This is a genomic window from Sphingomonas sp. UV9 (assembly GCF_004101245.1).
GTDB lineage: Bacteria > Pseudomonadota > Alphaproteobacteria > Sphingomonadales > Sphingomonadaceae > Sphingomonas.
The window spans coordinates 606,256-630,658 of record NZ_SCIN01000001.1 but is presented as its reverse complement, the minus strand read 5'-3'; the positions used below and the strand labels follow the sequence as shown (position 1 = coordinate 630,658).

The window sequence follows — 24,403 nt, the reverse complement described above, 5'->3', positions numbered from 1 at the left end:
CCATACCCCTAGTTCGAACTTGTCGCCTCTATTGCCTTGAGTGCGGCAGGAATCAACTATAACCTGTCTTCGAACAGGCGATAAGCCAAACCCGAAATTCAACTCTGGAGTCAACCGGCCTTGGCAAGCGAACCGATCATCGCACTCGATCCCTCCTGGCCGGCGACGTCGCTCGCCGATGCGGAACGATTGCTGACCGCGCCCGGTGCGAAATTCGAGATGGAGACGCTGACGATCGACGGCATCGAGACGCGCATATGGAAGAACGCGCCGCCGTCGCTGCGGTGGCTGGCCGAGGCCGCGCGCGCGCATGGCGAGCGGGTGTTCACGGCGTATGAGGACGAGCGCGTCACTTATGAGGCGAATTTCCGCGCGATCGCGGTGCTGGCGCACCGGTTGCGCGAGATGGGGATCGGCTCCGGCGACCGCGTTGCGCTGGCGATGCGCAACCTGCCCGAATGGCCGGTCGCATTCTTTGCGGGGGCGAGCATCGGCGCGATCATGGTGCCACTCAACGCGTGGTGGACCGGCGCTGAGATGGAATACGGCCTCGCCGATTCAGGCGCACGCGTGCTGATCACGGATGACGAGCGGCATCACCGGCTGGAAGCGGCGTACGAGACGCTGCCGGCGCTGGAGCATGTGTTCGTCGTGCGCGCCGCCGAGCCGCTGACCGGGATCGTCACGCGGTTGGAGGACGTGATCGGGCCGCCGCACGACTGGGCCGCGTTGCCTGATATCGGCCTGCCCGAAGCGACGATCGCGCCCGACGACGACGCAACGATCTTCTACACCAGCGGGACCACCGGCGCGCCGAAGGGGGCGCTGGGGACGCACCGCAACATGATGTCGAACATCCTGTCGGGCGGCTATTCGTCGGCGCGCTCGTTCATGCGACGCGGTGAGGCACCGCCCGAGCCGACGCCGCGCGTGACGTTGACCGTGATCCCGCTGTTTCACGTCACCGCCTGCTCGGCGGGGATGATGGGCGTGATCGCGACCGGCAGCACGATGATCTTCATGCGCAAATGGGACACGATCCGCGCGATGGAGATTATCGAGCGCGAGAAGGTGAACGTGACGGGCGGTGTGCCGACGATCGCGTGGCAGCTGCTGGAGCATCCCGATCGCGACAAGTATGACCTCTCGTCGCTCGAATCGATCGCGTACGGTGGCGCTCCCGCGGCGCCTGAGCTGGTGAAGCGCATCCATGCCGAGTTCGGCGCGATGCCGGGCAATGGCTGGGGCATGACCGAGACGATGGCGACCGTCACGCATCATGGCGGCGAGGACTATCTCAACCGGCCTACGAGCGCCGGGCCACCGGTGGCGTCGGCCGATCTGAAGATCGTCGCGGACGACGGCGTGACCGAATTGCCGACGGGCGAGGTCGGCGAATTATGGGCGCGCGGGCCGATGATCGTGAAGGGATACTGGAACAAGCCCGAGGCGAGTGCGGCGACGTTCATCGACGGCTGGGTGCGCACGGGCGACCTCGCGCGGCTCGACGAGGAGGGGTTCTGCTACATCGTCGACCGCGCCAAGGACATGATCATCCGCGGCGGCGAGAACATCTATTCGAGCGAGGTGGAGAACGTCCTCTACGCGCACCCCGCCGTGACCGACGCGGCGCTGATCGGCATCCCGCACCGAATTCTCGGCGAAGAACCGGCGGCCGTCGTGCATCTCGCGCCGGGGGCCGTGACAACCGAGGCGGAGCTGCAGGGTTGGGTGCGGCAGCATCTGGCGGCATTCAAGACGCCAGTCGCGGTTCGCTTCGTGCACGAGACGTTGCCGAGGAACGCGAACGGGAAGATCCTGAAAAAGGACCTGCAGGTGCTGTTCGCGGACCGGGTGGGGGTGGTGGCTTAGAAATGGGCAATAATTTCTTCTGCGTCATCCTGATTTTCGTCAGGATGACGCAGAGCGCGGGTCTCCGGATCACGACATGATCGAGACATGCCGCGTTCGTTTCGGCGAATTCCATCACGCTCGCGCAGCGCACCGCTTGTAAGCGGCGCGCGATTACGGGATGGGGGTGGCAAAGGAATTGCCATGACGGACGAGGGACTTCGCCAGGAATCGAACCAGCCGGAAGGCGGGGACGGGGCCATTGCGGAAGGTCCGCCGGCCGAAAGCGCATTCGGGCTGCCGATCGCCGTGGGGGTCGAGGATGCGATGCGGATCGCGCAGCGCCGCGACCGGCTGCTGGCGGCGTTGACGCTGACGGCCGGTGTCGGCCTGATCCTCGCGATCCCGTTCGCGCTGAAATCCGGCGCCGAGTTCTTCCTCCCGCTCACCATCGCGCTCGTGATTTCGGTTGCGCTCGTGCCGGTGCTCGAATGGCTGGAGCGGCGCCACGTGCCGTCGCCGCTCGCTGCGATCCTGTGCATCCTCGTTTTCCTGATCGCCGCGAACATCGCGATCGCCGCGATCCTCGTGCCGGCGACCGATTTCTTCCGGTTGTTGCCGACCAGGCTGGACCGGATCCAGAACAATCTCGCGCCGTTGCTCGATTTGTATTCGAGCCTCGAGAAATACGTGAACAAGACGCTGCGTCAGGTCGCGTCGACGCCGATCAAGCAGCCGGCAACCGCAGGGGTCGCCGCGCCGGGTTCTATCCTCGAACTCGCCGCGACGTCGGCACCGGCGGTGATCGTCCAGTTCCTCTTCGGCGTGCTGATCGTGTTCTTCTTCCTGTCGGGCTGGACGCGGATGCGGCGCCAGACGATCACCGGGCGGACCAGCTTCGACGGGGCGATGGCGACGGCGCGGGTGATCCAGGACATCGTCGACGACGTGTCGGCATATCTCGGCACGATCACGCTGATCAACATCGTGCTGGGGATCGTTACCGGCGTGGCGCTGTGGTTTATCGGTATGCCCTATCCGGCGATGTGGGGCGGGATCGTCGCGCTGCTCAATTACATCCCGTATTTCGGGCCGGTGATCGGTGCGTTCCTGCTCGCGCTGGGCGGGTTGATGACGTTCTCCGACATCTGGATGGCGATGCTGCCGCCGGCGCTGATGTACGGGCTGCATCTGGTCGAGGCGAACGCGATCACGCCGTTCGTGGTCGGGCACCGCCTGACGATCAGCCCCTTGCTGATCCTGATCTCGCTGAGCTTCTGGGGATGGGTGTGGGGCACGTCGGGCGCGTTGCTGGCGGTGCCGCTGCTGATCATCATCCAGACGGTGCTGGGGGCGGCTGGTAAGCCCGATATCGCCGGGTTCCTGTTCGAGCACGGGACGCTGGTGCAGCCGAAAGCCGGCCGAAATCGCCGGCGCGGCGACCCGCCCGAGCAACAGCGCGAAACGGGGGGCTGAAACTGTGGCTGAATGGGGGTTGACGGTATTCGAACCCTCGCCTAGTTGCCGCCTCCACGCTGTTTCAGCGGGTGTAGCTCAGTTGGTTAGAGCGCCGGCCTGTCACGCCGGAGGTCGCGGGTTCGAGTCCCGTCACTCGCGCCATCGTTTGCCCTGATCGGGTAGATGGTTCGAGGCAGGGTTAAAGGTTTTGACGAGCCTTCCGCTGTGTCCTTTGGGGCGCTAGGGTTCGTCATTGGGAATGCGGGTGTAGCTCAGTTGGTTAGAGCGCCGGCCTGTCACGCCGGAGGTCGCGGGTTCGAGTCCCGTCACTCGCGCCACCCTATGGGTGGCCGAGACCCTTCAGAAAATTTATGTAAGTCATATGCGCCAGGTTTCGCTGACTGCATGCTTCCCCTTCCGTTCGTACTGAGTAGAGACCGAGTAGCTCCGTAAGGAGCGTATCGAGGGCTCGTATCGAAGCATGGGTTCCGCGCGCGCGCACCTGTCCTTCGATACGCCGTCTCGATACGCCGCCTGCGGCGACTTCTCGACGGCTGCTCAGGACGAACGGCAGTGGTGGCGGGTAGGCTTGGAATTAAGAGGGTGGAGGGCCCTTTACCGCCCTATCTCCATCCACCGCAGCACCGGCTTCAACGGCGCGATCCAGATCAGGCCTGTGAACAGGTAGAACACCAGCTGCGCCAACCAGTGCCAGTTGCCGACGATGTTCGACAAACTCACGATGGCCACGCACCACACCAGGATCAGGAACAGGATGCCGAGCATCCCGACGGGTTTGCGCCAGGTTGGCGTCATAAGGCGATCCATTCGAGTTCGGTGGCGATGGCGTGGAGCGGGACGTCCCACGGATCCGGGGCCAGATCATCCACCTGCTGTACCGATAGTGCAATGCCGACGCGCCAGGCGTTCGGGTGCGCAAGGAACGCGCGGTCGTAATAGCCGGCCCCTTGGCCGATTCGGTTGCCGCGCCGATCGAAGCCGACGAGCGGCGTCAGGATGATGTCCGGCTCGAGTTCGGCCGCGTCCTCGGCGGGTTGGTGAAGCCCAAACGGTCCGGCGATCAGCGCCGCCTCGGTTTCCCATGACAGGAACCGCATCGGCAGCGACCGGCGGACGACGTGGGGCAGGGCGATCACGCAACCCGCATCGACGGCGGCGCGCGCGAAAGGCGAGGGGTCCGCCTCGCCTCCGAACGGCACATAGGAGGCGACCGTCAATCCGGACGTAAGCCGCGCCAGAAACGCAGACGGGACCGGGATGGTGGCGGGCGGGTGCGCTTCGCGGGCGGCACGCAGCGAGGCTCTCAGCGCGCTCTTGTCGGTCATGAGCGGGCGACCTCGCAATATGGTGGTGTGGCGGGCCCACCATGGCCGTGTGCCGGGTTATCCACTGACGCACGGTACGTCAGGTGGGGACCATATGCTTCGGACCAGGATCCTAACAGGGACAGCCCCCTATGGATGATGAATAGCCTCAGGGATAATAAAGGCTCGTACCGGGCAGAACCCGCCGCCATCAATCTAGGCGCTCGGGGGGCTTAGCTCAAGGGCTTCCGCGAGCCCTTCAAGACGATCTGCGATCCGGGTCAGCGCGATTTCGCTGACGGCCGAGCCTTCGGGTGGTCGGTGCGCGGCTTCGTCGAGGTCGTCGGCGAGCATCAGCGCCACGAACAGCATCGCCCGCTCGGCACTAAGGCCGCCTGCGGCACGGTCCGCGATCGGCCAGCGCTCGGCCAGCATCGCTCCGAGTAGGCGGACACGCGACTCTTCGCCGTCACGGCAGGCGACGGCATGCGGCCGGCCGCCAATATCGAGCATGACCTGTGCCATTAGTTGGGGCTCCCGCGGGTGATGACATCGTCCAGCGCTGCGACGGCTTCGGCCATGCGTGCTTTCAGCGCGGCGTGGCGTTTGGCAAGGGCGTCGCCACTACGGGCGCGGGCCGTGATCGCGGCTTCGATGCGCGCGATCGCGGCGTCGATGCGGTCGACCGCCGCCGTATCCGCCGTCCCGTCGGCGGTGCTGTGAGATGTCGTAGCGGACGTCGTATCGGATATCGTGTCTGGAGTATCTGGCATGCAGTCGAGATAGCATGGCCGGGGTGTGCGACAAGCCGGTTTCGCCGCCGCGATCCGCGATCCACGGTGTTGACAGGGCGCCCCACCGCCCCGCAAAGGCAGCGCGCCCGGAACGGACTCGCGGGCGTTAGCGGAGATACGGCAATGACGGTCAAGGTTGCGATCAACGGTTTCGGGCGCATCGGCCGTCTCGTCGCCCGCGCGGTACTCGAACAGTCGAACGGCGCACTCGAACTCGTCGCGATCAACGATCTCGGCGACGCCAAGTCGAACGCCTGGCTGTTCAAGCGCGACAGCGTCCATGGCAAGTATCCGGGCGAGGTCTCGGCCGAGGGCAACGAGCTGGTCGTCGACGGCAAGCGCATCCGCGTCACTGCCGAGCGCGATCCTGCGAATCTGCCGCACAAGGAACTGGGCGTCGACATCGTCCTTGAGTGCACCGGCTTCTTCACCGACAAGGCGAGCTGCCAGAAGCATCTCGATGCGGGCGCGAAGAAGGTGCTGATCTCGGCACCAGGCAAGGGCGTCGATCTGACCGTCGTCTACGGCGTCAACCACGACAAGCTGACCGCCGAGCACACGATCGTCTCGAACGCGTCGTGCACCACCAACTGCCTCGCGCCGGTCGCCAAGGTGCTGAACGATGCGATCGGCATCGAGCGCGGACTGATGACGACGATTCACGCCTATACCAACGACCAGAAGATCCTCGACCAGATCCATCCGGACCTGCGTCGCGCGCGGGCTGCGGCGATGTCGATGATTCCGACGACCACCGGCGCGGCGCGTGCCGTCTCGGAAGTGCTGCCTGAGCTCAAGGGCAAGCTCGACGGTTCGGCAATCCGCGTCCCCGTGCCGGACGTGTCGCTGATCGACCTGACCTTCACCCCGTCGCGCGACACGACGCGCGAAGAGGTGAACGCGGTGCTCAAGGCTGCGTCCGAGAGCGGCCCGCTGGTCGGCGTGCTTGACTGGTCGGACGAGCCGCTCGTCTCGATCGATCTCCAGCATACCCCGGCGTCGTCGACGATCGACAGCTTGGAGACCGCGGTGATCGACGGCAAGCTGGTCCGCGTCGTCAGCTGGTACGATAACGAATGGGGCTTCTCGAACCGCATGGTCGATACCGCGACCGCGATGGCGAAGTTCATTTAAGCCTAAAGCGAGAATGCGGTCCCACTCCCCCCTTCCGTTCGCTTCGAGCGAAGTCGAGAAGTCGCCTACCGTGACAGATGGTGTCTCGACTGCGCTCGACACGAACGGGGAGGGGGCGGTGGCCCAGGCTAAGGCCGTAAAACTGGTTGGCACGATCGCCGGCATCGCGCGCCATGCGCGTGCGAAGGGACCGATGGAGGTCCTCGATCGGATCGGCATCACCATCGAGGCTGGCCTCGACGGTGATTTCCGCGGTCGTGTGAAGCCCGGCGGCAAGGGGCGGCGGCAGGTCACGTTGCTCGAACGCGGCGACTGGGCTGCGGCGATGGCGGAGGTCGGTGCCGATCTCCCCTGGCAAGACCGCCGCGCGAACCTGCTGGTCGACGGCTTCGATCTCCCCCAGATACCCGGCACGCGACTCCGCATCGGTGCGGACGTGGTGCTCGAAGTGACGCGCCACACCGATCCGTGCGACCGCATGGACGCGCTGGCGCCAGGATTGTTCGCCGCGCTCACGCCGGACTGGCGCGGCGGGGCGTGTACCCGAGTTTTGATGGGCGGCATCATTGCCGTCGGTGATGAGATCAGGATCCAAGAACCATGAGCAAGCCATTCAAGACGCTGGATGATATGGGCGACGTTCGCGGCAAGCGGGTGCTCGTCCGCGAAGACCTGAACGTGCCGATGGCGGAGGGTCACGTCACTGACGACACCCGCCTGCGCGCGACGGTCGCGACGGTCGGCGAACTCGCTGACAAGGGTGCAATCGTTCTCGTCCTCGCCCATTTCGGTCGCCCCAAGGGCGTGCCGAGCCCGGACTTGTCGCTGTCGCAGGTGGTGAAGCCGTATAGCGGCGTGCTCGGCCGTGAAGTCCGGTATGTCGATTGGGAGGGCGCGGACGATGCGGTCGCCATGCTCGAACCCGGTGATATCGCGGTGCTGGAGAACACGCGGTTCTTTAGCGGTGAAGAGAAGAACGACCCGGCGGTGGTGCAACGCTTTGCCCGCCTCGGCGACCTGTACGTCAACGACGCATTCTCCGCCGCGCACCGTGCGCATGCGTCGACCGAGGGGCTCGCGCATGTCCTCCCAGCGTTTGCCGGCCGCGCGATGGAGGCCGAACTCGATGCGCTCCAGAAGGCACTGGGCGCGCCCGAGCATCCGGTTGCCGCGGTCGTGGGTGGCGCCAAGGTGTCGTCGAAGCTCGACGTGCTGCGGCATCTCGTGACCAAGGTCGATCACCTGATCATCGGCGGCGGCATGGCCAACACCTTCCTCGCGGCGCGCGGCGTCGATGTCGGCAAAAGCCTGTGCGAGCATGAGCTTGCGAGCGTTTGCGAACAGATCATGGAAGCCGCGGACAAGGCCAACTGCACCGTTCACCTGCCGTACGACGTGGTGGTCGCCAAGGAATTCAAGCCGAACCCCGTAACGCGGACCGTCAACGTGCATGAGGTCGCCGCCGACGAGATGATCCTCGACGTCGGCCCGGCTGCGGTCGAGTCGCTCGGCGACGTGCTCAAGAACTGCCGTACGCTCGTGTGGAACGGCCCGCTCGGCGCGTTCGAGACGCCGCCGTTCGACAAGGCCACCGTCGCGCTTGCCAAGACGGCCGCAGCCCTCACCGAAGGCGGCTCGCTCGTGTCGGTCGCCGGTGGCGGCGATACGGTTGCCGCGCTCAACCATGCGGGGGTCGCCGACGCGTTCACCTTCGTCTCGACCGCGGGCGGCGCGTTCCTGGAGTGGATGGAAGGCAAGGACCTTCCCGGCGTCGCGGCGCTGACTCGCTAGGACGTGGGGACTCGCTAAGCGGTGGGTGCCGGTTCTCTAAGCATCGGCACCAATATCCGGTTCAGATCGTCGAGGTCGAACGCGCCGGCCTTCGCATAGCGGACGACCCCGGCGCGATCGATGATGTAGTTGGTCGGCAGCGCGCCCATCACCACGAACTTGCCCTTGATCCGCCGCGCCGACGGGATCGCCATCGCGGCGAACAGGGGTTTCAGCCGGAACGCGGGGAGCGAGTCCTCCGTGGCGATCGCGAAAACGCGCAGTCCGTGATCCTTGCGAAGCCGGTAATAATTGTCGAGCAACGGCAGTTCCGCCTTGCACGGTCCGCACCACGTCGCCCAGAAATTCAGGACGACGACCTGTCCGCGCAGGTCCGCGCTGCGTATTTTCGTGCCGTCGATCAACGTCAGTTCATAGTCCGGCGCCTGATCGCTGACCTTGATCGCGGCCGTCGCGGCTGTCGCCAACAGCAGCGCACCCGCGATCATCCCGCCTACTATTAATCGCATTGCCCGGCCCGCCGTGTTTCCGATATCCTCTGCTTCGCGCGATGCTGCGTCAATCTCTGCAGCGCCACCGCGGGCAGGGGTTGATCGCCGCCGCCGACGAGCCTATGTTTAACGTGTTAAACGGAGGTTCCGATGCTCGGCGTCAGGCTCGATAGCGAACTCGAAGAACGGCTGGCATCGGTTGCGCGCACGCAAGGGCGGAGCAAGAGCGACATCGCGCGCGAGGCTGTCCGGCGCTATGTCGAGCGCCACGACGAGGCGTTTCTGGCGGAAGCGAAGCGGCAGTCGCTCGCAGCCGCCAAGCAGGATCGCGAGGCGAAGGATGAGGACTGGGATTTCCTTATAGCGACGCGGTCCTCATGAAAATCGAACGCGGCATGATCGTAGTCGGCGTGAGCAAGCGTGCCGCCGCCCAGAAGCCACGACCGTTTCTGGTCGTCCAGTCGGACGTGTTTTCCGATCACGCGACAATCTCATTGTGTCCGCTGACAAGCGTGATGAGCGACACCAATCTCTTTCGCGTGTCGCTCGAAGCCTCCCCTGAAACCGGCCTCGATCGCGATAGCGAGATCCAGGTCGACAAGCTCGAGACGCTCGACCGCAACGAAATCGTAAAAATCATCGGTACGATCCCCATCACCACCATGACCAGGGTCGACGACGCGCTGCGCCGCTGGCTCGAACTCTAAGACAGGACATCAGCATGACCTCCACGATCACTCCGCAGATCAAGACGATTCTCGACAAGTACGAAGCCACCAGTTCTGCGGTAAAGGCGAACCTCGCGCGCATCCTGATGCAGGGGAAGCTCGGCGGCACCGGCAAGCTGGTGATCCTGCCGGTCGACCAGGGCTTCGAGCATGGCCCGGCGCGCAGCTTCTCGGTCAACCCGGCGGCGTACGACCCGCATTATCATTACCAGCTCGCGATCGACGCTGGGCTGAGTGCCTATGCGGCGCCGCTCGGGATGCTCGAGGCGGGGGCGGATACGTTCGCGGGGCAGATCCCGACGATCCTGAAGTGCAACAGCTCGAACAGCTGGGCGACCACGATCGACCAGGCGGTGACAGCGACCGTGTCGGACGCGGTGCGGCTCGGTTCGGCCGCGATCGGCTTTACGATCTATCCGGGTGCGGACCAGTTCTTCGATCTCGTCGAGGAAATCCGTGAGCTGAGCGAAGAGGCGAAATCGGTCGGCATCGCGACGGTGATCTGGTCGTATCCGCGTGGCGGCGAGCTGACCAAGGACGGCGAACTCGCTTTGGACGTGGGTGCCTATGCCGCGCACATGGCGGCGCTGCTCGGCGCGCACATCATCAAGACCAAGTTGCCGACCGCGCATATCGAGCAGAAGGAAGCCAAGCCGCTCTACGCGAACACCGATTGGTCGAAGCAGTCGGACCGCGTGAAGCACGTCGTTCAGTCGAGCTTTGCCGGACGCCGCATCAACGTCTTCTCCGGCGGCGCGTCGAAGGGCGAGGACGCGGTGTTCCAGGATGCGCGCGACATTCGCGACGGCGGCGGCAACGGCTCGATCATCGGCCGCAACACCTTCCAGCGTCCGCGCGACGAGGCACTGGCGATGCTCGATCGAATCATCCGGATCTACAAGAACGAGGAATAAGCGCCGTTCTGCGTGCTCGTCACCCTGCTACGCGGCGGGGTGACGGGCGCGGTACGAGCGGCTAGGGGGCGGACATGACCGAATTCGAAGATCCGCTGGGCCCGCTCGACCCGAACTTTGCCGAGAATTTCCGCCGCGACATGCGCCGGCCGGCTTGCCAATTGTACCTGGTGTCGCCGCTGGACGTCGGGGGCGACTTTCCCGAGCGTCTTGACCGGGCGCTCGGCGCCGGGCCGGTCGCGGCGTTCCAGTTCCGGGTTAAGGACATCGATCAGCATGCTGCCGCTGCGCTTGGCGAGCCGCTGCGGAAAATCTGCGCGGACCACGACGTGGCGTTCATCGTCAACGACGATATCGGGCTGGCCAAGCGTCTCGACGCGGACGGCGTCCATCTCGGGCAGGACGATGGCGATCCGCGCGAGGCTCGGGCGCAGCTCGGCCCCAATGCGCAGATCGGCGTGAGCTGTCATGGCAGCCGTCATCTGGCGATGGAAGCGGGCGAGGCCGGGGCCGATTATGTCGCGTTCGGCGCCTTCTATCCCACTACGACGAAGGTCGCGACGCATAGCGCCGAGCCGGTAACGCTGTCGTGGTGGTCGACGCTGTTCGAGATTCCCTGCGTCGCGATCGGCGGCATCACGCCGGAGAACGCTGCGCCACTGGTCGCGGCGGGCGCTGATTTCATCGCCGTATCGCACGCCGTCTGGGGCGGCGACGAGGTCGCTGCGGTCAAGGCGTTCGGCGAGGTTCTCGCCAAGCGCTGAGAACGCGCCGAACCGTTGGAAACAACCGTCTCCCCGACCGTTTGATGCAGAAGCGTAACGGTTTGGGATGATGGGCATGGCGAAATTTGTGAAGGCTTCGGTTCTTGCGGCGAGCCTGTTCGGTTTGGTGTCACCAGCACTGGCGCAGACGCCGCCGATCAAGACCGTCCCGATCGATCGCGATATCCTCCACGTCCAGGTGATCCTCGACCATCTCGGCTTCGGGCCGGGCGTGCTCGATGGGCGCGGCGGGCAGTCGCTGGTCGCGGCGCTGAAGGGGTTTCAGGAAGCCAAGGGCCTGCCGATCACCGGCAAGCCCGACGCGCGGACGTTGCAGGCGCTGTATCCGTACCGCGCGGCGCGGCCGACCGTGACGATCGCGTTGACGCCGCAGATGCTTGCGGGGCCCTACATCAATCCGCTACCGAAGGATCCCGCCAAGCAGGCCGAACTCCCGACGCTGGGCTATCGTTCGGTGATGGAGAAGCTGGGCGAGATGTTCCACACCACGCCCGCTGTCATCATGGCGCTGAATTCCCCGACCACGATGCTGACGCCGGGAACCAAGGTCGTGTTCCCGAACGCGCTGCCCACGTCGCGCGCCTATGACGCGAAATTTACCCCGGAATGGCGGGCGACGCTCACCATGCTGAACGTCGATGCGAAGCAGCCGCAGGCCGATCATGTCGTCGTCGACAAGTCCGATGGCGTGCTCCGCGTGATGGATGCGAACGACAAGCTGATCGCGCAGTTCTCCGCGACGATGGGGTCGAGCCATGATCCGCTGCCGCTCGGCACGTGGACGATCAAGGGGTCCGATTACAATCCGAAGTTCCACTTCAACCCGGCGCTGTTCTGGGATGCCAAGAAGGGCCAGCAGAAGGAGATGCTGCCTCCCGGCCCGAACGGTCCGGTCGGCGTGGTCTGGATGGACCTGTCGAAGGAGCATTACGGGATCCACGGCACGCCGAACCCAGAGACGATCGGGCGTGCCGAGAGCCATGGCTGTATTCGCCTGACCAACTGGGATGCGGCGCGGCTGTCGATGATGATCAAGCCGGGGACCAAGGCGGTCTTCCAGGCGTAAGGCGATGACGCGTACGTTCTGGGTCATTCTCGCGCTGATCCTGGTGGTGGTCGGCGGGTTCGCGTCGATGCTGTCGTTCGGCAGCGGCGGCGAGCGGCGCGTGCCATGGCGGAAGCCAGCGGCGGCCGTCGAGGCAGTTGCCGTTCCCGCCCCGACGGGGGAGCTGGCCGTTCCGGTATCCGGCGTTCCGCGAAAGGCGATCGCCGATAGCTGGAACGACGAGCGCGGCGGCGGGATGCGGGGGCATCACGGCACCGACATCATGGCGCCCGGTGGCACGCCGGTCGTCGCGGCTGCGCCGGGGCGGATCGAGAAGCTGTTTCAGAGCGGGCTCGGCGGCATCACGCTCTATGTCCGTTCGCCGGACCGGCGCTGGACCTATTATTACGCGCATCTCGCCGGATATGCGGCGGGGTTGCGGGAAGGGATGCCGGTAAAGACCGGCGATGTGCTCGGCTATGTCGGCGATACCGGCGATGCGGGGGCGGGCAACTACCATCTTCATTTCGGCCTGACCCGGATGCAGCCCGGCCAGCGCTGGTATGAGGGGGAGAACGTCAACCCGTACCCGCTGCTTGCCGGAAGCCGGTCGCCCCGCTAAAGCCCGCCGCTTCGGGTTTCCGCGGGCCAGGTTTCTGGGTTACGCTTCGCGGACGGCCCCTAGCTCTTTCCAGCAGGAATCGGTCATGAAGATCAACGCGGTCGAGATTCGTCCCGGCAACATCCTTGAATATGAGGGCGGCATCTGGCGCGCCGTCAAGATTCAGCACACCCAGCCCGGCAAGGGCGGCGCCTATATGCAGGTCGAGCTGAAGAACCTGATCGACGGTCGCAAGAACAACATCCGTTTCCGCTCCGCCGAGAGCGTCGAGAAGGTGCGGCTCGAAACTGTCGATTTCCAGTTCCTGTTCCGCGACGGCGACATGCTGACCTTCATGGACAAGGTCAATTACGAGCAGATCTCGCTCGATGCCGACATCCTGGGCGACGCTGCGGCGTTCCTGCAGGACGGCATGGACGTGGTGATGGAGCTCTGGGAAGAGCGGCCGATCTCGGTCCAGCTGCCCGACACGATCGAGGCGCTGATCGTCGAGGCGGATGCCGTCGTGAAGGGCCAGACCGCGTCGTCGTCGTACAAGCCCGCGGTGCTCGAGAACGGCGTCCGCGTGATGGTGCCGCCGCATATCGGCGCGGGTACGCGGATCGTGGTCGATGTGTATGAGCAGACCTACGTCCGGCGCGCGGACTAATTAAGGCTCCCCCTCCCGCTGGCGGGAGGGGGCTGGGGGGTGGGCACCCGCCCTCCACGTTGCGCGACGTCGATGGCGCGCGCCCACCCCCGACCCCTCCCGCTAGCGGGAGGGGGGAGTAGAAGACCATGGCATCCCATTCCGGCATCATGACCGTCATCGAGCGCGCGGCCCGCAAGGCGGCTCCCCGCCTGCGCCGCGACTTCAACGAGGTCCAGCAGCTGCAGGTCAGCCGCAAGGGGCCGGCCGACTTCGTCAGCCAGGCCGACCAGCGCGCCGAGCAGACGATCTTCGAAGAGCTTTCGCACGCGCGTCCCGACTGGGGCATGCTGATGGAGGAGCGCGGCGAGGTCGCCGGCGATCCCAACAAGCCGCGCTTCATCGTCGATCCGCTCGATGGCACCACCAACTTCCTTCACGGTATCCCGCATTTCTGCATCTCGATCGCGGTCGAGGAGCCGATGCCGAACGGTAAGCGCGAGGTGACCACCGCGCTGGTGTACCAGCCGCTGACCGACGAGAGCTTCTGGGCCGAGCGTGGTCGTGGTGCGTGGTTGACCGACCAGCGACTGCGCGTGTCGTCGCGTCGCGATCTGGCCGACTCGCTCATCGCGACGGGCATCCCGTTCCTGGGGCATGGCGATTTCGCGCAATGGAGCCGGATTTTCGGCGCGGTCGCGCCGGAGGTTGCGGGTATTCGTCGCAACGGTGCAGCGGCGCTCGATCTGGCTTGGCTTGCGGCCGGTCGGTTCGACGGGTTCTGGGAATCGAACCTGAAGCCGTGGGACGTCGCGGCGGGGATGTTGCTGGTGAAGGAAGCCGGCGGCTTCGTCACCGACTTCCGCGGTGGCGACCGCGCGATGGAGCGCAACGAGTTCCTCGCGGCGAACGATGCGCTGCATTCGCGGCTGCATAAGCTGGTTGCCGGCGCGCTTCGGTAAGCTTCACCACGTTCGTTACCCCAGCCACTTCCGTCACCCCAGCAAAAGCTGGGGTATCCGCGTGGCTTTCGCCCCGCTCGCCAATCTTGATACCCCAGCTTTTGCTGGGGTGACGGGCGTTGGTGTGATGGGAAGACGGGGTGGTTAGGCTTGGTATGATTATGCCATTGCCACAGTGCCATCCCCGCGTAGACGGGGGTCCACGCTGGCATAGGCTGCGGTGACACAAGTTACCGCCGGCCGCTTATCCTCCCGCGACTCCCCTGTTGCGAGTTATTCTCACATCGTCGCAGCCTTGCCCCGTTTCGCCCTTCGGCCTAAAGCGGCCCCGTTCCGTTCGCACTTGCGAGAAGCAATTTGGTCGACCTGTCGCACTATCTTCCGATCCTCCTGTTCCTCGGGATCGCCATCGCATTGTCGAGCACGTTCGTGTTCCTGCCGATGGCTGTCTCGCGCCTCACGGGTTCGCATAAGCCTACGCCGGAAAAGCTCAGCGAATACGAGTGCGGCTTCCCCGCATTCGAAGATCCGCGCAGCCAGTTCGACGTTCGCTTCTACCTGATCGCCATCCTCTTCATCATCTTCGATCTCGAGGCCGCGTTCCTGTATCCCTGGGCCGTCTCGGTCTTCACGCTCGGCTGGACCGCGTGGATCTCGATGATGATTTTTATCGGCGAATTGGCCCTTGGCCTCGTCTACGCATGGAAGAAGGGAGCACTCGATTGGGAGTAGAGCTTCAGCCCGCACCCGGTTCGCCCAGTTCGCTGGTGCCACCCGACCAGGGCTTTTTCGACGGTTTGAACGGTGAGCTCACCGACAAGGGTTTCCTGGTCACGTCGACCGAGGAGCTGTTCCAGTGGGCCCGTACCGGCTCGCTGTGGTGGATGACGTTCGGGCTCGCATGCTGTGCGGTCGAGATGATCCACGTCAACATGCCGCGCTACGATCTCGAGCGCTTCGGCGCCGCGCCGCGGGCGAGCCCGCGCCAGTCGGACGTGATGATCGTTGCCGGCACGCTGTGCAACAAGATGGCCCCGGCGCTGCGCAAGGTCTACGACCAGATGTCCGAGCCGAAATACGTGATCTCGATGGGGTCGTGCGCGAACGGCGGCGGCTATTATCATTATAGCTACAGCGTCGTTCGCGGTTGCGACCGGATCGTGCCGGTGGACATCTACGTCCCCGGGTGCCCACCGACGGCCGAGGCGCTGCTCTACGGCATCATGCAGTTGCAGCGGAAGATCCGGCGGTCCGGGAGCATCGAGCGTTGAGGGCTCCCGCACCAGCGTACACGTCGAACGACGGCGTGATCGACAGTGCCCGCGCGGCGCTCGGCGGCATGTTGCTCGACGCGGTCGACCATGTCGGTGAGGTCGCGCTGCACGTTCGTCGCGAAGACCTTTACGACGCGATGATCGCGCTGCGCGATACGCCGGGGCTTGCCTATCAGCAGCTCATGGAGATCGCCGGCGTCGACTATCCCGATCGGCCGGAGCGGTTCGAGGTCGTCTATTGCATGTTGTCGCTGACGCGGAACCACCGGTTGCGGGTGCACGTCGCGACCGACGAGGAAAAGCCGGTACCGTCGGTGACGAGCATCTGGCCGGTCGCCGGCTGGCTCGAGCGTGAAGTGTACGACATGTACGGCGTGCTGTTCAGCGGCAACCCTGACTTGCGTCGCATCCTGACCGATTACGGTTTCCGCGGCCATCCGCAGCGTAAGGACTTTCCGCTCACCGGCTATGTCGAACTGCGCTATTCGGAAGAAGCGAAGCGCGTCGTGTACGAGCCGGTTCAGTTGGCGCAGGATTTCCGGACGTTCGATTTCATGAGCCCGTGGGAGGGCGCGGAATACGTGCTTCCGGGTGACGAGAAGGGCGCGTTGCCGCAGGCGAAGGGCGCGCAGACGCCGTTGTCGGCCGATGCGATCGCCAAAGCGGACGCTGCGCAGACGCCGGCCAAGGTGCCGAGCGCTCCCAGCGAGCCCTATGCCAAGAAGGATGTTCAGCACACCGGGCAAAGCGGTGCTGGCGAGCCCGATCCGGGCAATCAAAAGCAGGACAAGCCCGTGGAGTCGGATGTCATTCCGACCAAGGGTGGAGGACAGAACCAGTGAGTCTGTATGTCGAAGAGCTTCTCGGTGAAGCCGACGCTGCCGATCCGACGACCGGCGACGTCACGATCCAGAACTACACGATCAATTTCGGTCCGCAGCATCCCGCGGCGCACGGCGTGTTGCGCCTCGTCATGGAGCTCGATGGCGAGATCGTCGAGCGCGTCGATCCGCATGTCGGCTTGCTTCACCGCGGCACCGAGAAGCTGATCGAGTACAAGACCTATACGCAGGCGCTGCCGTATTTCGATCGCCTCGATTACTGCTCGCCCCTGTGCATGGAGCATAGCTGGGTCTTGGCGGTCGAGAAGCTGCTCGACCTCGAAGTGCCTGAGCGCGCGCAGTATCTGCGGGTGTTCTTCGCCGAGCTGACGCGCATCTCGAACCACATGCTGAATCTCGGCAGCCACGTCATGGACGTCGGCGCGATGACGCCCAACCTGTGGCTGTTCGAGATCCGCGAAGACTGCATGAACTTCTTCGAGCGCGTCTCGGGCGCGCGCATGCATTCCAACTATTTCCGTCCCGGTGGCGTGCACCAGGATGCACCGCTCAAGCTGCTCGCCGACATCGGCGACTGGCTCGACACGCGCCTGCCGCGGCTGTTCGAGGATGCGATCTCGCTCGTCGCGGACAACCGCATCTTCAAGCAGCGCAACGTCGATATCGCGGTCGTCAGCCGTGACGACGCGATCAAGTGGGGCTTTTCGGGTCCGATGATCCGGGGTTCGGGCATCGCCTGGGATCTGCGCAAGTCGCAGCCCTATGACGTCTATGCCAAGATGGACTTCGAGGTGCCGGTCGGCACGCGCGGCGATTGCTATGACCGGTTCATGGTGCGCGTCGAGGAAGTGCGTCAGTCCGCACGGATCATGAAGCAGTGCCTGGCCGAGATGCCGGAGGGTCCGATCGCGTCGCTCGACCGCAAGGTCGTGCCGCCTAAGCGCGCCGAGATGAAGCAGTCGATGGAAGCGCTGATCCACCACTTCAAGCTGTATACCGAGGGCTTCCATGTGCCCGCCGGCGATGTCTATGTCGCGACCGAAAGCCCCAAGGGCGAGTTCGGCGTGTACTTGGTCGCCGACGGCAGCAACAAGCCGTATCGCTGCAAGATTCGCCCGACCGCGTTCTCGCATCTGCAGGCATTCGACTTCATGGCGAAGGGTCACATGCTGGCGGATACGACCGCGATCCTCGGCGCGATGGATATCGTTTTTGGTGAATGTGACCGCTAATGGCTGAAGCTCCGAAAATCCCCGACGAGGCCGAGACCCGCGCACGCTGGGGTTCGTTCGCCTGGACGGACGAGAACCAGGTGAAGGCGAACGAGATCCTCGGGCGCTACCCCAAGGGTCGCGAACAGTCGGCATCGATCCCGTTGCTCGATCTGGCGCAGCGTCAGGTCGGTGCGGAAACGCAGACGCAGGGTTGGTTGCCGGTGCCGGTGATCGAGTTCGTCGCGCGGGCGATCGGTGTGCCGTATATGCGCGTGTACGAGGTCGTGACCTTCTACACGATGTTCAATCTGGCGCCGGTCGGTCGCTATCACGTGCAGGTCTGCGGCACGACGCCGTGCATGCTGCGCGGGTCGGACGATGTGCTGGCGGCGTGCAAGAACCGCGGCCTCGTCAAGGGTGGCACGACCCCCGACGGCATGTTCACGCTGACCGAGGTCGAGTGCCTGGGCACGTGTGCGAATGCGCCGATGGTGCAGATCAACGACGATAACTTCGAAGATCTCGATTACGACAAGACGACCGAGATCCTCGAGGCGCTCGCCAATGGCGGCACGCCGACGCCGGGGCCGCAGTTCGGCCGCCGCGCGAGCTGCCCCGAAGGCGGCCCGACCTCGCTCAAGGCGATGGTCGACGCGAACCACGATTACCGGGGGGAGTGGGCCTGATGCTCGCCGACAAGGACCGCATCTTTACCAACGTCTACGGCTTCCAGCCGTGGAACGTCGACGCAGCGATCATGCGCGGCGATTGGGACAATACCAAGGACCTGATGGCGCTCGGCCAGGACGCGATCATCGACGTGATGAAGGCGAGCGGCTTGCGCGGTCGCGGCGGGGCAGGGTTCCCGACCGGCACGAAATGGTCGTTCATGCCCAAGGAGCCGAAGCCCGACCGGCCGAACTTCCTCGTCATCAACGCCGATGAATCGGAGCCTGGCAGCTGCAAGGACCGCGAGATCATCCGCCACGATCCGCACAAGCTGATCGAGGGTGCGCTGATCGCCGGGTTCGCGATGCGTGCGCGCGCCGCGTACATCTACATCCGCGGGGAGTATATCCGCGAGGCCGAGACGCTGTTCGCGGCGGTCGCCGAGGCGTATGATCGCGGCTTCATCGGCAAGAATGCGTGCGGGTCGGGCTATGACTTCGACGTGTTCGTCCACCGCGGCGCGGGCGCTTATATCTGCGGCGAAGAGACCGCGATGCTCGAAAGCCTCGAGGGCAAGAAAGGCCAGCCGCGCCTGAAACCCCCGTTCCCGGCGGGTGCGGGGCTCTATGGCTGCCCGACGACGGTCAACAACGTCGAATCGATCGCGGTTGCGCCGACGATCCTGCGGCGCGGTGCGGCCTGGTTCTCCAGCTTCGGCGCGGAGAACAACCGCGGCACGAAGCTGTTCCAGATCAGCGGTCATGTGAACAAGCCCTGCGTCGTCGAGGAAGAGATGAGCATCTCGTTCCGCGACCTGATCGAGACGCATTGCGGCGGTATCCGTGGCGGTTGGGACAATCTGCTCGCAGTGATCCCGGGCGGCTCCTCGGTGCCGCTGGTCCCCGCCGCGCAGATCATGGACTGCGCGATGGATTTCGACGGCCTCAAGGCGGTCGGCTCGGGCCTCGGCACCGCGGCGATCATCGTCATGGACAAGTCGACCGACATCGTCCGCGCGATCAGCCGCATCTCGTACTTCTACAAGCATGAGAGCTGCGGCCAGTGCACGCCGTGCCGCGAGGGCACCGGCTGGATGTGGCGCGTGATGGAGCGGATGCGCACCGGCGACGCCGAGCTGTCCGAGATCGATATGCTCCAGCAGGTCACCAAGCAGGTCGAGGGTCATTCGATCTGCGCGCTTGGCGATGCCGCAGCCTGGCCGATCCAGGGCCTGATCAAGCATTTCCGCCCCGAGATGGAACGCCGTATCCGTGAGCGTGGTGGCGACACCGCGCCGATGATGGAAGCCGCAGAGTAATGCCTACAGTCAAAGTCGATGGCGTAGAGATTGAGGTGCCGCAGGGTGCCACCGTGCTGCAGGCGTGTGAGCTTGCCGGCAAGGAGATCCCGCGCTTCTGTTATCACGAGCGCCTGAGCATCGCCGGCAATTGCCGGATGTGCCTGGTCGAGGTGAAGCCGGGTCCGCCCAAGCCGCAGGCGTCGTGCGCGTTGCCGGCGGCGGACAAGCAGGAAATCTTCACAAATTCGCCGATGGTGAAGAATGCCCGCGAGGGCATCATGGAATTCCTGCTGATCAACCATCCGCTCGATTGTCCGATCTGCGATCAGGGCGGCGAGTGCGATCTGCAGGACCAGTCGGTCGCCTATGGCCGCGGCCATTCGCGCTATGACGAGAATAAGCGCGCGGTCACCGAGAAGTATATGGGTCCGATCGTGAAGACGGTCATGACCCGCTGCATCCAGTGCACGCGCTGCATCCGCTTTGCCGAGGAGGTGTCTGGCGTCGAGGAGATCGGTGCGATCTTCCGCGGCGAGGACATGCAGATCACCTCGTATCTCGAGAATGCGGTCAAGAGCGAGCTATCGGGCAATGTCGTCGATCTGTGCCCGGTCGGCGCGCTGACCTCGAAGCCCTACGCGTTCGAGGCGCGTCCGTGGGAACTGCGCAAGACGCTGACGATCGACGTCATGGACGCGGTTGGCACAAACGTCCGGCTCGACAGCCGCGGTCGCCAGGTGCTGCGCTGCGTGCCGCGGATCAACGAGGACGTGAACGAGGAGTGGGCGACCGACAAGACGCGCCACGCGATCGACGGTCTCGTGCGTCGTCGTCTCGACAAGCCCTATGTCCGCGTGAACGGCAAGCTGGTTCCGGCGACCTGGGACGAGGCCTTCGCGGCGATCAAGGCGGTTGATGCCGGGTCGAGCGTGGCCGCGGTCGCAGGCGACCTGGTCGATTGCGAGACGATGTACGCCGCCAAGGCGCTGGTCGCGAAGATGGGTTCGACGATGCTCGAAGGCCGCCAGACCGGCATGGCCTATGACGCGTCGAGCATCGCTGCGGTCAATTTCAACACGACGATCGCGGGCACCGAGCGCGCGGACGCGATCCTGCTGGTGGGCACCAACCTGCGCTGGGAAGCGCCGCTGGTGAACACGCGGGTGCGGAAAGCGATCAAGAAGGGCGCGAAGGTCTTCGCGATCGGGCCGGAGACGGACCTGACGTACAAGGTCGAGTGGCTCGGCGACGATCTGGCACTGCTCGGCAATCTGCCGGACGCGGTGACCGAGGCTTTCGCGAAAGCAGAACGCCCGATGGTGATCGTCGGTGGCGGCGCGCTGAAGGGCGGCCACGCGGCTGCGCTGAAGCTTGTCGACACGCTTGGTCTCGTGAAGGACGGCTGGAACGGCTTCAACGTCGTTCATATGGCGGCGTCGCGGATGGGCGGACTGATGCTCGGTTATGCGCAGACGGGCGGCATCGCCGACGTGATGGGGGCCAAGCTCGGCTTCTTCCTCGGCGCCGACGAGGTCGATTTCAGCCAGTTTGCGGGCTTCAAGGTGTTCGTGGGTCATCATGGCGACAAGGGCGCGGCTGCGGCCGACGTCATCCTGCCGGGCGTGACCTATGCCGAGAAGTCGGGAACTTGGGTCAACCTCGAGGGTCGCGTCCAGCGCGGCGAGCGCGCGGTGTTCGCCCCCGGTGATGCGCGCGACGACTGGTCGATCTTCCGCGCGCTGTCCGACACGCTCGGCCACACGCTGCCGTTCGACAGCTTCGAGGGGCTGCGCGAAGAGATGTTCGCTGCTGTTCCCGCGTTGCGTCACCAGGCGCTCGCGACGTTCGAATGGAACCCGCCATCGCTCGACGGTGCGGGTGAGGGGGTTCTGGCCGGCTATCCGATCAAGGACTTCTACCTGACCAACGCGATCTGCCGTGCGTCGCCGACGATGCAGCGCTGCTCGGCTGAACTTCTCCACGGAGAAGATTTTGCGGAGGCAGCCGAATGATCTCCTGGTTCGAATCCTCGCTCGGTTACGACTGGGCGTTCTTCCTCGCGACGATCATCGACATCCTCGTGATCGCGCTGCCGCTGATGCTGGCAGTCGCGATGATCATCTATGCCGATCGTAAGATTTGGGCGGCGATGGCGCTGCGTCGCGGCCCCAACGTCGTCGGGCCGTTCGGCCTGCTGCAGAGCTTTGCCGACGGTCTGAAGGTGTTCCTGCAGGAGACGATTGTTCCGGCCGCCGCCAACCGGGCACTGTTCCTGCTGGCACCGATCATCACCTTCACGGTCGCGCTGATCGTCTGGGCGGTGGTGCCGTTCGGCGTCGGCGTCGTGCTCGCGGACATCAATGTCGGCCTGCTTTACGTGCTCGCGGCCTCGTCGCTCGGCGTGTACGGGATCATCCTGTCGGGCTGGGCGTCGAACTCGAAATATCCGTTCTACTCAGCGCTGCGTGCGGCCGCGCAGATGGTGTCGTATGAAGTCGCGATCGGCTTCATCCTGATTTCGGTCGTGCTGTGGACCGGCAGCTTCAACCTGTCGGCGATCGTGATGGCGCAGAAGTCGCACGTCTGGTTCTTCAACGGGTATATCCTGAACCCGCTGATGTTCCCGATGGCGGTGATGTTCTTCATCTCCTCGCTGGCCGAGACGCAGCGTGCGCCGTTCGATCTGACCGAGGCGGAGAGTGAGCTCGTCGCCGGGTACCAGACTGAATATTCGTCGATGTCGTTCGCGCTGTTCTGGCTCGGCGAATATGCCAACGTGCTGCTGATGTGCGCGCTCAACGCGACGTTGTTCTGGGGTGGCTGGCTGCCTCCGGTCGACTGGGCGCCGCTGTATTACGTGCCGGGGATCATCTGGCTGTTCGCCAAGATCCTGTTCTTCTTCTTCCTGTTCAGCTGGGTGAAGGCGACCGTGCCGCGCTATCGCTATGATCAGCTGATGCGGCTCGGCTGGAAGATTTTCCTGCCCGTCTCGCTGTTCTGGGTTTTCCTCGTGTCGGGCGTGTTGATGCTGATGCGTGTTGGAGTGGGTTCATGAGCGTTGCTCAGATCATCAAGTCGTTCACCCTGTGGGAGTTCGTGAAGGCGCACGCGTTGACGCTTCGCTATTTCTTCAAGGAAAAGGCGACGATCAACTATCCGTACGAGCGCAACCCGGTCAGCCCGCGGTTCCGCGGCGAGCATGCGCTGCGTCGCTATCCCAATGGTGAAGAGCGGTGCATCGCGTGCAAGCTGTGCGAGGCGGTGTGTCCGGCTCAGGCGATCACGATCGAGGCCGAGCCGCGCGACGACGGTTCGCGCCGCACGACGCGCTACGACATCGACATGACCAAGTGCATCTATTGCGGCCTGTGTGCCGAGGCGTGCCCGGTCGATGCGATCGTCGAGGGTCCGAACTATGAATTTTCGACCGAGACGCGTGAAGAGCTGATCTACGACAAGTCGAAGCTGCTCGATAATGGCGATCGTTGGGAAAGCGCGATCGCGGCGAACCTTGCCGCCGATGCGCCGTACCGTTAAGCGCGCCGGACGATGATACAGATTACCTCCGTCGTCCCAGCCCAGGCTGGGATCTCGTGCCACGCGGGCGCGCCCACCAACGCAAAGACCCCAGCTTTCGCTGGGGTGACGGTGATGCTGTGATCCAGGCCTTAGCCTTCTACCTCTTCGCGTTCGTCGTGGTGCTCAGCGGTGCGCTGACGATCGCGTCGCGCAACCCGGTCCATTCGGTGATGTGGCTGATCCTCGCGTTCTTCAACGCGGCCGGCCTGATGATCCTGGTCGGTGCCGAGTTCATCGCGATGCTGCTCGTCATCGTCTATGTCGGCGCGGTCGCGGTGCTGTTCCTGTTCGTGGTCATGATGCTCGACATCGACTTCACCGAGATGCGCGCTGGCGTCGCGCGATATTTCGGGATCGGTCTCGCGCTCGCCGTGGCGCTCGCCGCCGAGGTGATGATCGCGATCGGTGCCTGGAGCACCGGGCCGATCCAGCTCGCACGTCGGGCAGCCCCGATCGACGATACCGTGCCTAACATCCAGGCGATCGGTAACCTGCTCTACACGCGCTATCTGTTCGTATTCGAGGGGGCAGGGCTCGTCCTGCTCGTCGCGATGATCGGGGCGATCGTGCTGACCCACCGCCAGCGTGGCGGCGTCAAGGCGCAGAACATCAGCCGCCAGAACGCGCGGCGTCCGCAGGATGCCACGCGCAACACAAGCCCGGTCGTCGGGCAGGGAGTCGAACTGTGACGATCGGTCTCGTCCATTATCTGGTCGTCGCGGCGATCCTGTTCACGATGGGGGTGCTCGGCATCTTCCTGAACCGCAAGAACCTCATCGTCATCCTGATGGCGATCGAGCTGATCCTGCTGGCGGTGAACATCAATCTCGTCGCGTTCTCGGCGTTCCTCCACGATCTGGTCGGACAGGTGTTCGCAATGTTCGTGCTGACGGTCGCCGCGGGTGAAGCCGCGATCGGGCTTGCCATTCTCGTCATCTATTTCCGCGGTCGCGGCACCATCGCGGTCGACGACGTCAACCGGATGAAGGGGTAATAC

29 protein-coding genes and 2 tRNA genes are annotated in these 24,403 nt (G+C 64.6%); 26 read left to right on the top strand and 5 right to left on the bottom strand.

From position 1 onward, the window contains the following. The first annotated feature begins 120 nt into the window (after positions 1 to 120). The 4 genes from EQZ23_RS02595 (at position 121) to EQZ23_RS02580 (ending at position 3,647) form a co-directional block, all read left to right on the top strand. The gene (locus tag EQZ23_RS02595; RefSeq protein WP_240663148.1) at positions 121 to 1,872 is read left to right on the top strand and encodes a class I adenylate-forming enzyme family protein; all 1,752 of its coding nucleotides are present in this window, start codon (positions 121 to 123) and stop codon (positions 1,870 to 1,872) included. Positions 1,873 to 2,178: 306 nt separating this feature from the next. Next, positions 2,179 to 3,327, top strand: coding sequence for an AI-2E family transporter (locus EQZ23_RS02590; RefSeq protein WP_128453556.1), 1,149 nt, complete (start codon positions 2,179 to 2,181; stop codon positions 3,325 to 3,327). A 67-nt stretch (positions 3,328 to 3,394) separates the two neighbouring features. After that, positions 3,395 to 3,471, top strand: a tRNA-Asp gene (locus EQZ23_RS02585). 99 nt (positions 3,472 to 3,570) lie between these two features. Then, positions 3,571 to 3,647, top strand: a tRNA-Asp gene (locus tag EQZ23_RS02580). A 277-nt stretch (positions 3,648 to 3,924) separates the two neighbouring features. On the opposite strand, the gene EQZ23_RS02575 is transcribed toward EQZ23_RS02580, so the two are convergent. From EQZ23_RS02575 to EQZ23_RS02560, 4 genes are all read right to left on the bottom strand, one after another. Beyond that, positions 3,925 to 4,125, bottom strand: coding sequence for a DUF2842 domain-containing protein (locus tag EQZ23_RS02575; RefSeq protein WP_128452892.1), 201 nt, complete (start codon positions 4,123 to 4,125; stop codon positions 3,925 to 3,927). Next, on the bottom strand, positions 4,122 to 4,655 hold the full coding sequence (locus EQZ23_RS02570) for a 5-formyltetrahydrofolate cyclo-ligase (RefSeq protein WP_128452891.1): 534 nt from the start codon (positions 4,653 to 4,655) through the stop codon (positions 4,122 to 4,124). Before EQZ23_RS02570 ends, EQZ23_RS02575 begins: the two co-directional genes overlap by 4 nt. 195 nt (positions 4,656 to 4,850) lie before the next feature. Then, complete coding sequence (locus EQZ23_RS02565; protein ID WP_128452890.1) at positions 4,851 to 5,159, bottom strand: cell division protein ZapA; 309 nt, start codon at positions 5,157 to 5,159, stop codon at positions 4,851 to 4,853. Next, positions 5,159 to 5,407, bottom strand: coding sequence for a hypothetical protein (locus tag EQZ23_RS02560; RefSeq protein ID WP_206364187.1), 249 nt, complete (start codon positions 5,405 to 5,407; stop codon positions 5,159 to 5,161). The genes EQZ23_RS02565 and EQZ23_RS02560 overlap by 1 nt, the downstream gene beginning before the upstream one ends. 144 nt (positions 5,408 to 5,551) lie before the next feature. On the opposite strand from EQZ23_RS02560, the gene gap reads away from it, so the two are divergent. From gap to EQZ23_RS02545, 3 genes are all read left to right on the top strand, one after another. Next, positions 5,552 to 6,562: a type I glyceraldehyde-3-phosphate dehydrogenase gene (gene gap, locus EQZ23_RS02555; protein WP_128452889.1), complete on the top strand. Its 1,011-nt coding sequence runs from the start codon at positions 5,552 to 5,554 to the stop codon at positions 6,560 to 6,562. Positions 6,563 to 6,755: 193 nt separating this feature from the next. Continuing rightward, positions 6,756 to 7,166 (top strand): MOSC domain-containing protein, encoded by a 411-nt coding sequence (locus EQZ23_RS02550; RefSeq protein ID WP_128453554.1) that lies wholly within the window; start codon positions 6,756 to 6,758, stop codon positions 7,164 to 7,166. Beyond that, positions 7,163 to 8,353 (top strand): phosphoglycerate kinase, encoded by a 1,191-nt coding sequence (locus EQZ23_RS02545; RefSeq protein WP_128452888.1) that lies wholly within the window; start codon positions 7,163 to 7,165, stop codon positions 8,351 to 8,353. Before EQZ23_RS02550 ends, EQZ23_RS02545 begins: the two co-directional genes overlap by 4 nt. A 14-nt stretch (positions 8,354 to 8,367) precedes the next feature. Here the strand turns inward: EQZ23_RS02545 and EQZ23_RS02540 are convergent, their stop codons facing one another. Further along, positions 8,368 to 8,841, bottom strand: coding sequence for a TlpA disulfide reductase family protein (locus EQZ23_RS02540; RefSeq protein ID WP_240663334.1), 474 nt, complete (start codon positions 8,839 to 8,841; stop codon positions 8,368 to 8,370). Between the two features lie 153 nt (positions 8,842 to 8,994). Between EQZ23_RS02540 and EQZ23_RS02535 the strand changes: the two genes are divergently transcribed. The 19 genes from EQZ23_RS02535 (at position 8,995) to nuoK (ending at position 24,400) form a co-directional block, all read left to right on the top strand. After that, positions 8,995 to 9,225 carry a ribbon-helix-helix protein, CopG family gene (locus EQZ23_RS02535; protein WP_128452886.1) on the top strand — a complete coding sequence of 77 codons (231 nt, stop codon included), beginning with the start codon at positions 8,995 to 8,997 and terminating at the stop codon, positions 9,223 to 9,225. Beyond that, a complete protein-coding gene (locus tag EQZ23_RS02530) occupies positions 9,222 to 9,551 on the top strand; it encodes a type II toxin-antitoxin system PemK/MazF family toxin (RefSeq protein ID WP_240663146.1) in 330 nt (109 codons plus the stop codon). Before EQZ23_RS02535 ends, EQZ23_RS02530 begins: the two co-directional genes overlap by 4 nt. Before the next feature lie 14 nt (positions 9,552 to 9,565). Further along, positions 9,566 to 10,486: a class I fructose-bisphosphate aldolase gene (locus EQZ23_RS02525; protein WP_128452885.1), complete on the top strand. Its 921-nt coding sequence runs from the start codon at positions 9,566 to 9,568 to the stop codon at positions 10,484 to 10,486. A gap of 74 nt (positions 10,487 to 10,560) precedes the next feature. Next, on the top strand, positions 10,561 to 11,250 hold the full coding sequence (thiE, locus tag EQZ23_RS02520; protein WP_128452884.1) for a thiamine phosphate synthase: 690 nt from the start codon (positions 10,561 to 10,563) through the stop codon (positions 11,248 to 11,250). 76 nt (positions 11,251 to 11,326) lie between these two features. Next, positions 11,327 to 12,337, top strand: a complete 1,011-nt coding sequence (locus EQZ23_RS02515) for a L,D-transpeptidase (RefSeq protein ID WP_128452883.1) — start codon at positions 11,327 to 11,329, stop codon at positions 12,335 to 12,337. A gap of 4 nt (positions 12,338 to 12,341) precedes the next feature. Beyond that, positions 12,342 to 12,938, top strand: a complete 597-nt coding sequence (locus EQZ23_RS02510) for a M23 family metallopeptidase (RefSeq protein ID WP_128452882.1) — start codon at positions 12,342 to 12,344, stop codon at positions 12,936 to 12,938. An 85-nt stretch (positions 12,939 to 13,023) separates the two neighbouring features. Then, entirely contained in the window at positions 13,024 to 13,587 is a 564-nt protein-coding gene (efp, locus tag EQZ23_RS02505) for an elongation factor P (protein ID WP_128452881.1), read from the top strand. A 128-nt stretch (positions 13,588 to 13,715) separates the two neighbouring features. Continuing rightward, positions 13,716 to 14,528: an inositol monophosphatase family protein gene (locus EQZ23_RS02500; RefSeq protein ID WP_128452880.1), complete on the top strand. Its 813-nt coding sequence runs from the start codon at positions 13,716 to 13,718 to the stop codon at positions 14,526 to 14,528. A gap of 357 nt (positions 14,529 to 14,885) precedes the next feature. Continuing rightward, positions 14,886 to 15,260 carry an NADH-quinone oxidoreductase subunit A gene (locus EQZ23_RS02495; protein ID WP_056048518.1) on the top strand — a complete coding sequence of 125 codons (375 nt, stop codon included), beginning with the start codon at positions 14,886 to 14,888 and terminating at the stop codon, positions 15,258 to 15,260. Beyond that, a complete protein-coding gene (locus EQZ23_RS02490; RefSeq protein WP_056058310.1) occupies positions 15,251 to 15,799 on the top strand; it encodes an NADH-quinone oxidoreductase subunit B in 549 nt (182 codons plus the stop codon). Before EQZ23_RS02495 ends, EQZ23_RS02490 begins: the two co-directional genes overlap by 10 nt. After that, positions 15,796 to 16,644 carry an NADH-quinone oxidoreductase subunit C gene (locus EQZ23_RS02485; RefSeq protein WP_128452879.1) on the top strand — a complete coding sequence of 283 codons (849 nt, stop codon included), beginning with the start codon at positions 15,796 to 15,798 and terminating at the stop codon, positions 16,642 to 16,644. Before EQZ23_RS02490 ends, EQZ23_RS02485 begins: the two co-directional genes overlap by 4 nt. Then, positions 16,641 to 17,876, top strand: a complete 1,236-nt coding sequence (locus EQZ23_RS02480) for an NADH-quinone oxidoreductase subunit D (RefSeq protein WP_128452878.1) — start codon at positions 16,641 to 16,643, stop codon at positions 17,874 to 17,876. Before EQZ23_RS02485 ends, EQZ23_RS02480 begins: the two co-directional genes overlap by 4 nt. Further along, positions 17,876 to 18,544 (top strand): NAD(P)H-dependent oxidoreductase subunit E, encoded by a 669-nt coding sequence (locus EQZ23_RS02475; RefSeq protein ID WP_128452877.1) that lies wholly within the window; start codon positions 17,876 to 17,878, stop codon positions 18,542 to 18,544. The genes EQZ23_RS02480 and EQZ23_RS02475 overlap by 1 nt, the downstream gene beginning before the upstream one ends. Further along, positions 18,544 to 19,845, top strand: coding sequence for an NADH-quinone oxidoreductase subunit NuoF (gene nuoF / locus EQZ23_RS02470; protein WP_056022289.1), 1,302 nt, complete (start codon positions 18,544 to 18,546; stop codon positions 19,843 to 19,845). Before EQZ23_RS02475 ends, nuoF begins: the two co-directional genes overlap by 1 nt. Next, positions 19,845 to 21,839 carry an NADH-quinone oxidoreductase subunit NuoG gene (nuoG, locus tag EQZ23_RS02465; RefSeq protein WP_128452876.1) on the top strand — a complete coding sequence of 665 codons (1,995 nt, stop codon included), beginning with the start codon at positions 19,845 to 19,847 and terminating at the stop codon, positions 21,837 to 21,839. The genes nuoF and nuoG overlap by 1 nt, the downstream gene beginning before the upstream one ends. Continuing rightward, positions 21,836 to 22,882 carry an NADH-quinone oxidoreductase subunit NuoH gene (gene nuoH, locus EQZ23_RS02460; protein ID WP_128452875.1) on the top strand — a complete coding sequence of 349 codons (1,047 nt, stop codon included), beginning with the start codon at positions 21,836 to 21,838 and terminating at the stop codon, positions 22,880 to 22,882. The genes nuoG and nuoH overlap by 4 nt, the downstream gene beginning before the upstream one ends. After that, positions 22,879 to 23,364 carry an NADH-quinone oxidoreductase subunit NuoI gene (gene nuoI, locus EQZ23_RS02455; RefSeq protein ID WP_031393837.1) on the top strand — a complete coding sequence of 162 codons (486 nt, stop codon included), beginning with the start codon at positions 22,879 to 22,881 and terminating at the stop codon, positions 23,362 to 23,364. Before nuoH ends, nuoI begins: the two co-directional genes overlap by 4 nt. A 119-nt stretch (positions 23,365 to 23,483) precedes the next feature. Further along, positions 23,484 to 24,095: an NADH-quinone oxidoreductase subunit J gene (locus tag EQZ23_RS02450; RefSeq protein WP_128452874.1), complete on the top strand. Its 612-nt coding sequence runs from the start codon at positions 23,484 to 23,486 to the stop codon at positions 24,093 to 24,095. Positions 24,096 to 24,097: 2 nt separating this feature from the next. Then, positions 24,098 to 24,400, top strand: a complete 303-nt coding sequence (gene nuoK / locus EQZ23_RS02445; RefSeq protein ID WP_175518104.1) for an NADH-quinone oxidoreductase subunit NuoK — start codon at positions 24,098 to 24,100, stop codon at positions 24,398 to 24,400. The last annotated feature ends 3 nt before the right edge of the window (positions 24,401 to 24,403 follow it).

Coding starts and splice junctions, on each gene's coding strand:
- EQZ23_RS02590 (WP_128453556.1), top strand. CDS start 2,179: ATGCGGATCGCGCAGCGCCGCGACCGGCTGCTGGCGGCGTTGACGCTG.
- EQZ23_RS02575 (WP_128452892.1), bottom strand. CDS start 4,125: ATGACGCCAACCTGGCGCAAACCCGTCGGGATGCTCGGCATCCTGTTC.
- EQZ23_RS02570 (WP_128452891.1), bottom strand. CDS start 4,655: ATGACCGACAAGAGCGCGCTGAGAGCCTCGCTGCGTGCCGCCCGCGAA.
- EQZ23_RS02565 (WP_128452890.1), bottom strand. CDS start 5,159: ATGGCACAGGTCATGCTCGATATTGGCGGCCGGCCGCATGCCGTCGCC.
- EQZ23_RS02560 (WP_206364187.1), bottom strand. CDS start 5,407: ATGCCAGATACTCCAGACACGATATCCGATACGACGTCCGCTACGACA.
- gap (WP_128452889.1), top strand. CDS start 5,552: ATGACGGTCAAGGTTGCGATCAACGGTTTCGGGCGCATCGGCCGTCTC.
- EQZ23_RS02550 (WP_128453554.1), top strand. CDS start 6,756: ATGGAGGTCCTCGATCGGATCGGCATCACCATCGAGGCTGGCCTCGAC.
- EQZ23_RS02545 (WP_128452888.1), top strand. CDS start 7,163: ATGAGCAAGCCATTCAAGACGCTGGATGATATGGGCGACGTTCGCGGC.
- EQZ23_RS02540 (WP_240663334.1), bottom strand. CDS start 8,841: ATGATCGCGGGTGCGCTGCTGTTGGCGACAGCCGCGACGGCCGCGATC.
- EQZ23_RS02535 (WP_128452886.1), top strand. CDS start 8,995: ATGCTCGGCGTCAGGCTCGATAGCGAACTCGAAGAACGGCTGGCATCG.
- EQZ23_RS02530 (WP_240663146.1), top strand. CDS start 9,222: ATGAAAATCGAACGCGGCATGATCGTAGTCGGCGTGAGCAAGCGTGCC.
- EQZ23_RS02525 (WP_128452885.1), top strand. CDS start 9,566: ATGACCTCCACGATCACTCCGCAGATCAAGACGATTCTCGACAAGTAC.
- thiE (WP_128452884.1), top strand. CDS start 10,561: ATGACCGAATTCGAAGATCCGCTGGGCCCGCTCGACCCGAACTTTGCC.
- EQZ23_RS02515 (WP_128452883.1), top strand. CDS start 11,327: ATGGCGAAATTTGTGAAGGCTTCGGTTCTTGCGGCGAGCCTGTTCGGT.
- EQZ23_RS02510 (WP_128452882.1), top strand. CDS start 12,342: ATGACGCGTACGTTCTGGGTCATTCTCGCGCTGATCCTGGTGGTGGTC.
- efp (WP_128452881.1), top strand. CDS start 13,024: ATGAAGATCAACGCGGTCGAGATTCGTCCCGGCAACATCCTTGAATAT.
- EQZ23_RS02500 (WP_128452880.1), top strand. CDS start 13,716: ATGGCATCCCATTCCGGCATCATGACCGTCATCGAGCGCGCGGCCCGC.
- EQZ23_RS02475 (WP_128452877.1), top strand. CDS start 17,876: ATGGCTGAAGCTCCGAAAATCCCCGACGAGGCCGAGACCCGCGCACGC.
- nuoF (WP_056022289.1), top strand. CDS start 18,544: ATGCTCGCCGACAAGGACCGCATCTTTACCAACGTCTACGGCTTCCAG.
- nuoG (WP_128452876.1), top strand. CDS start 19,845: ATGCCTACAGTCAAAGTCGATGGCGTAGAGATTGAGGTGCCGCAGGGT.
- nuoH (WP_128452875.1), top strand. CDS start 21,836: ATGATCTCCTGGTTCGAATCCTCGCTCGGTTACGACTGGGCGTTCTTC.
- nuoI (WP_031393837.1), top strand. CDS start 22,879: ATGAGCGTTGCTCAGATCATCAAGTCGTTCACCCTGTGGGAGTTCGTG.